Origin of the sequence: Streptacidiphilus jiangxiensis (assembly GCF_900109465.1) — a bacterium.
Lineage (GTDB): Bacteria > Actinomycetota > Actinomycetes > Streptomycetales > Streptomycetaceae > Streptacidiphilus > Streptacidiphilus jiangxiensis.
Map to the genome: position 1 here is coordinate 1 of NZ_FOAZ01000073.1, position 5,233 is coordinate 5,233.

At 71.9% G+C, this 5,233-nt stretch carries 8 protein-coding genes; all 8 read right to left on the minus strand.

All coding sequences use genetic code 11. The annotated features are described in order from the left end of the window. Window positions 1-150 precede the first annotated feature (150 nt). Complete coding sequence (locus BMY61_RS43500; RefSeq protein WP_042449545.1) at window positions 151-345, minus strand: DUF5999 family protein; 195 nt, start codon at window positions 343-345, stop codon at window positions 151-153. A gap of 24 nt (window positions 346-369) precedes the next feature. Continuing rightward, window positions 370-828, minus strand: a complete 459-nt coding sequence (locus tag BMY61_RS43505) for a hypothetical protein (RefSeq protein WP_052438815.1) — start codon at window positions 826-828, stop codon at window positions 370-372. Next, window positions 825-2,069, minus strand: coding sequence for an acyl-CoA dehydrogenase family protein (locus BMY61_RS43510; RefSeq protein WP_042449544.1), 1,245 nt, complete (start codon window positions 2,067-2,069; stop codon window positions 825-827). Before BMY61_RS43510 ends, BMY61_RS43505 begins: the two co-directional genes overlap by 4 nt. A 26-nt stretch (window positions 2,070-2,095) precedes the next feature. Next, window positions 2,096-2,614: a GAF domain-containing protein gene (locus BMY61_RS43515; protein ID WP_042449541.1), complete on the minus strand. Its 519-nt coding sequence runs from the start codon at window positions 2,612-2,614 to the stop codon at window positions 2,096-2,098. Continuing rightward, a complete protein-coding gene (locus BMY61_RS43520) occupies window positions 2,611-3,237 on the minus strand; it encodes a GTP-binding protein (protein WP_425314741.1) in 627 nt (208 codons plus the stop codon). The genes BMY61_RS43515 and BMY61_RS43520 overlap by 4 nt, the downstream gene beginning before the upstream one ends. After that, on the minus strand, window positions 3,203-3,589 hold the full coding sequence (locus BMY61_RS43525) for a DUF742 domain-containing protein (protein WP_042449539.1): 387 nt from the start codon (window positions 3,587-3,589) through the stop codon (window positions 3,203-3,205). Before BMY61_RS43525 ends, BMY61_RS43520 begins: the two co-directional genes overlap by 35 nt. A gap of 1 nt (window position 3,590) precedes the next feature. Further along, window positions 3,591-4,043 (minus strand): roadblock/LC7 domain-containing protein, encoded by a 453-nt coding sequence (locus tag BMY61_RS43530; RefSeq protein WP_042449537.1) that lies wholly within the window; start codon window positions 4,041-4,043, stop codon window positions 3,591-3,593. A gap of 11 nt (window positions 4,044-4,054) precedes the next feature. Then, window positions 4,055-5,233: ATP-binding protein (locus BMY61_RS46975; RefSeq protein WP_075004323.1), on the minus strand; the 1,179-nt coding region annotated here is incomplete at its 5' end.

Genomic DNA, 5,233 nt, shown 5'->3' on the forward strand with positions numbered 1-5,233 from the left:
GTCCGAGGTCGGCGCACGGATCCGCCTCGGCGGCAGCCTGGTCCAGTCCGATCAGGCTCCAGGGCAGCGATCCGCTGCGCGTGGCCCGTGCGACAGCGGGGCCGGATGCCGCGGCGTCCCTGCTGGCGGTGCACCGGGCCAGGCCGGTCCTCACGCCGTCACCGTGCCGATCAGGCGCCGAGGGGCGATGCTGCGTCCGTCGGGCAGCATGGCGCCGGTGTCCTCGAACAGCAGCACGCCGTTACACAACAGCGACCAGCCCTGGTCGGGATGGGCGCTGACCGCCACGGCGGCCTGGCAGGCCGGATCGTCCGCCGCCGGGCAGTCGGGGGTGTGCTGACACATGGAGGTCTCGATTCTGACGTCGGTCTACGGCTTCGGGCGCTGCGTCACGGCGGGCGGTGCGATCCGGCGGGGCTGCGGCCGTGGGCCGACCAGGGCCTCGCGCAGCGCGCCGGGGTCGGTGGTGCCGCGCCCGGGTGGGACGGCCCAGTGCACGTCCCGGCCACTGCGGACGTGCCACTGCGGGATGGCGACGACGGTGCCGTGACGCAGCAGCCGCGCGGTGCGGGTCGGTACCCACGGGCCGTCGGCCTGGTCGAGGAGGAAGAAGGACACCTGGGCGTAGGGGTTGGAGATCACCGGGCCGATGTCGGCACCGAGCAGGTCCAACGCCTGCTGTGCCTCGGGTCCGGCGACCCGGACTGCCTCCCAGAACCGGCCTGCGGGCAGGCGCGTCGTCCACACCTGCGGCACCCACTCGGGCCGCCAGTCGGACGAACCCGGCTGCGCGAACTGCTCGACATCGGGCAGCAGCGGGCGCCTCACCGCGCTGCTCCCTCGACGGCCAGCACCGGACGCTCCGACACCGCGCCGTGGCCGGCCCAGGCCCCGTGGGCCTTGAGCTTGTCGGCGAAGCGCGCGGACCAGTCAGGGTGACGGCCGGGGTGGAGCAGCCCCATGGCGAGGCGGTGCGCCTGTATGTCGCTGGTGCCGGCCGGCGGTTCGATGCACCAGCTGTCGCGCAGCAGCCGCGCCATCTCGCTGTCGGCGTACAGCGCGTCGGCCGCGTGGACCTCCATCCCCTGGTGCACCGACTTCAGGAGCAGGGTGACGGCCTGGTGCTTGGAGGCGATCAGTGCTCCGTCGCAGGGCTGCCCGCGGTCGAGCTGGGCGACCGCCGCGTAGGCCAAGGCACGGGCGGACTCCAGCCGGGCCTGCATCTGTCCGAGCTTTTGCTGGATGACCGGGAGGTCGCCCAGCGGCTTGCTGTACCGCACCCGGGTCGCGGCCTCGTCGACCACCCGGGCCACGGCGGCGTGGTGCACGCCCAGGGCGACGGCGGCCAGGTTCGCGCGTCCGTACAGGGTGCTGGAGGAGTAGGCGACGGCGAGTCCGTCGCCCACTTCGCCGGCGATGGCGGAGGCCGGGACCTTCACTTCGTCGAATCTGATGGTGCCGAAGCTGAAGCCTCGCAGGCCCAGCCGCGGCCTGTGCGGTTCCAGGGTCACGCCAGGTCGGTCCGCCTCGACCAGGAATGCCGTCAGCCCCCTGGATCCGGCGCTGGTGCGGACCACGACGCCGTGCAGTCCGCCCACGTGGCTGTTGCCGACGAAGCACTTGCGGCCGTTCAGCACGTAGTGGCTGCCGCTGCGCCGGGCGGTGGACCGAATGCCCAGGACGTGGCCGCCGGACCCCGCCTCGGTGACTGCGATCGTGGGCAGCACGCTCCCGCTGGCGATCGCGGGCAGCCACGTTCTCTGCTGCTCCTCGCTGCCGAACAGGGCGATCTTGGCGACGCCGAGCTGGGAGGCCTGGGCGATCGCGCCTGCGGCGGCGCTGACGCGGGAGAGCTCCTCCACGATGATCGTCTTGGCTTCGTGGCCGGCGCCCATGCCTCCCCACCGGGGGTCGATGGTGACGCCGATCCAGCCCTGTGCGGCGATCAAGGAGGCGAGTTCGCGGTCCACGCCTTGGTCGCGTTCCATCGCCGCGATGCGAGGAGCCACTTCCTCGTCGGCGAAGTCCCGCACCGTGCGACGCAGTTGCTCGTGCAGTTCGGTGGTCACCTGCGTTTCCTCCTTCGGGCAGCGGGTCAGTACGCGCGGGCGCGGGCGGCGATCAGCTCGGTGACCTCCGCCTGGAACTCCTTGATTAGGGCCAGGGAGCGGCGGCCGGTGGACATGGGAAGGGCCTGGGTGCCGACGGCGCAGACGGTGCCGAGGACGATGCCGGTGTCCGGGTCGGGCAGCGGAGCGCCGACGTAGGTCCGGATGCCGACCTGGTCGACCACCGGGTTGCTGGCGAAGCGGGCCCAGGCCTGCACGTCGGGCAGCACGAGCGGTACCTCGCGGTCGAGCAGTGCCGGGCAGTAGCCGTGGTCCACGCGCATCGTGCGGCCGACCGGCGGCATTCCGGGCGCGCTGTGGAGGCCGACGAACGCCTGGACGTTGGTGATGACGTTGACCATGGCGTACGGCTGGCCCAGTGCTGCGGCGATTCGCCCGGCGACCTCGTCCAGGTGCGGCATCTGCAGCAGGTCCAGGGCTCGGATCCGGGCGATGCGCTGGCCCTGCTCCCTGGACAGTGCCGGCTCGAGTTCGGAATAGGTCACAGCGGCGCTCCTCGGGGGGCGGGGCGGGATCGGGCCGCGTCCAGCGCGGTGGCGATCAGCGTGATCAGGACGTGGGCCGAGGAGTTGGCGTCGCGTGCGTCGAAGGGGACGACGGGCACCGCGTCCGGCAGCGTCATGGCTTGGCGCACGTCCTCGGCGGTGTAGGTGTAGGGGGAGTCGGCGAAGCTGTTCACGCCCACGACGAAGGGGACCTGCCGGCGCTCGAAGTAGTCCAGCGCGGGGAAGGCGTCGGCCAGCTTGCGGGTGTCGGCCAGGACAACGGCGCCGGCGGCGCCGAGGACCAGGTCGTCCCAGCTGAACCAGTAGCGCTCTTGGCCCGGTGTCCCGAAGAGGTACAGCTCGAACTTGGCGCCGCCGCTGGTGAAGGTGACCTTCCCGTAGTCGAGGCCCACGGTCGTGGTCGTCTTGCCCTCTACGCCCGCCAGGTCGTCCGTCCCGGCGCTGGCGTAGGTCAGCGGTGCCTCGGTGGTCAGCGGCCCGATCTCGCTGACTGAGCCGACCATGGTCGTCTTGCCGACGCCGAAGCCGCCCATGATCACGATCTTCAGGACCGTGACAGCGGTCGCCTCAGCCTGCCTTGGGGAACTTGCGTCGTAGCCCAGCAAGGGTGGCCTCCAGCATCTGTACTCCGGGGACTGCGGCGTCCTGTGCGGCGACGACCGACAGGGCGCCGGAGTCGATGAGGTCCGAGATGAGCACCTGCGTGACCAGGACCGGCATCTGCAGCCGGCTTGCGGCCTCGGCCACCGGCAGCGGCGCGGTGTTGAACAGCTCCAGGAGCTGGCGCTCGGTTGGCGCGCACGGGGGCAGTTGGTCGTCGGGGGTGGGACCCCGGCTGACGAGCGTCTCCAGGCGCATCCGATGTCGCGGTCGGGTGCGGCCGCCGGTGAGGGCGTACGCGGGGACCACCCCTTCGTCGTCCCGCCGCCACGGCTCGGCGCTTGCGCTGACCATGTCAGCTCTTTGCCCGTGCAGGAACGATCAGGTGCTGGGAGATGCTCTGCACGAACTGCTGTGCGGCGAAGGCCACGACCCCGTGGTCGGCGCTGCTGCTCGTGGCCACGCCCAGGACGCAGCCGGTCACATTGGCGGTACCGGCGGTGATGTGCCACGGAGGGAGTCCTTCGCCGGCGCTCATGATCATTACCAGGCTGTCGTCGCCGAGCTCGACGATGACCTGCCGCCCGGGCTCGTCGATCCCACGCAGAGGCCCGAGCCGGTTCGCGGTGTGGAAGATGCTCGTCGTCAGCGCAGCCCAGTGCCCGCGCTTCTCCTCATCGGCCTCGGTGGAGGCCAGCGGGAGGCCGTCCAGGCTCGCGAAGACCGCGTCCTCGACGCCGTTGGTCAGGCCGACGAAGTTGGCCAGCAAGAGGCCCAGGGCCTCGGGGGTGAAGCTGTTCGCGTCCATGCGTCTCTCCATCAACTCTGCGATTGCTCGGGCTGGGTCACCGCTGAACCCGCCTGCCGCGTGGCGCCGATCCAGCTCGCCGCCAGCGTCGTCGAGGCCGGCGGCGGCTCGGCCCCTCTGGACATTCGGTCGGGCTCGGGCGCTCCCGCCGGCGGCACGCTCTGCCGCACGCGCCGCGGCAGGGGCGGAGCCCCCGACCCGGAACGCACCGGCGCCGCCTCCACCGTGCTCACCACGGCGGGCTGAGCCTGCAGCCCCACCTGCCTGTGGCTCAGGGCAGCCGACTGCTGATCGGCACGGCGCGGGGCCGGCGGAGCCTCCCGGCTCAGGTACTGGCCGGGGATGAAGACCGTCGCCCGCAGACCCGGGGCAGTGGCCTCCAGCGAGATCCTGAGCCCGTGACTGTGCGCCAGCCGAGCACTGACCAGCAGGCCGAGCTGACCCACACTCAGCTGGTGCATCGCCGGCGGTCCATCGGGCCAGGCCAGGAGTCCGTTAAGCCACTCCAGCTGCGCGGGCGAGAGGGATACCCCGCGGTCCTGGACGGTGACCAACAGGCCCTCGGGGACTGCCGCCGTGTTGACCACGACCGGCGACTCGGGAGGCGAGAAGTGAGTCGCGTTGTCCGCCAGCTCCGCCACGATCCGCGTCAGCGCCGAGGCTACGTGGCCCGGTAGGTAGAGCTCGTCTCGCGGGGGGACGTGCTGGACCTGCCGGAAGGCGTGGATCTCCGCCGCGCCGGTGCGCAGCGCGGTGGCCAGCGCGGTGCTCTGGGTCAGCCTCCGGGGGACCTGGCCAGCGAGCAGCGCGGCGTTCTCGATCAACCGCCGCAGTAGCACCGCGCGGTGGTCGACGCCGAACAGGATGTGGAGCAGCTCGGGATCCTCCACACCCCTTTCCGCCTGGCTCAGACCCCCGACCGCCTCGTCGACCAGAGGGTGGGCCCGCATAGCCAGCAGCAGGAGCGCCTCAGTCCACGCGGGCATCTGGGCGGCAGCGGTCTGCTGACGCTGTTCCGCTTCGAACTCGGCGAGCCGACTCTTCGCGGCTTTCGCCTGTCCGTACCAGGCCGCGGCCGTCTGCTGCTCCTCGGCGCGCCCGCGGGCGAGCGTCCGGGACTGCCCGATGATCGCCTCGAGCGCAGCGGCGAAGGCGGTTCCGGCCAGCTCGTCATCCGGCCTCGGGTCGAA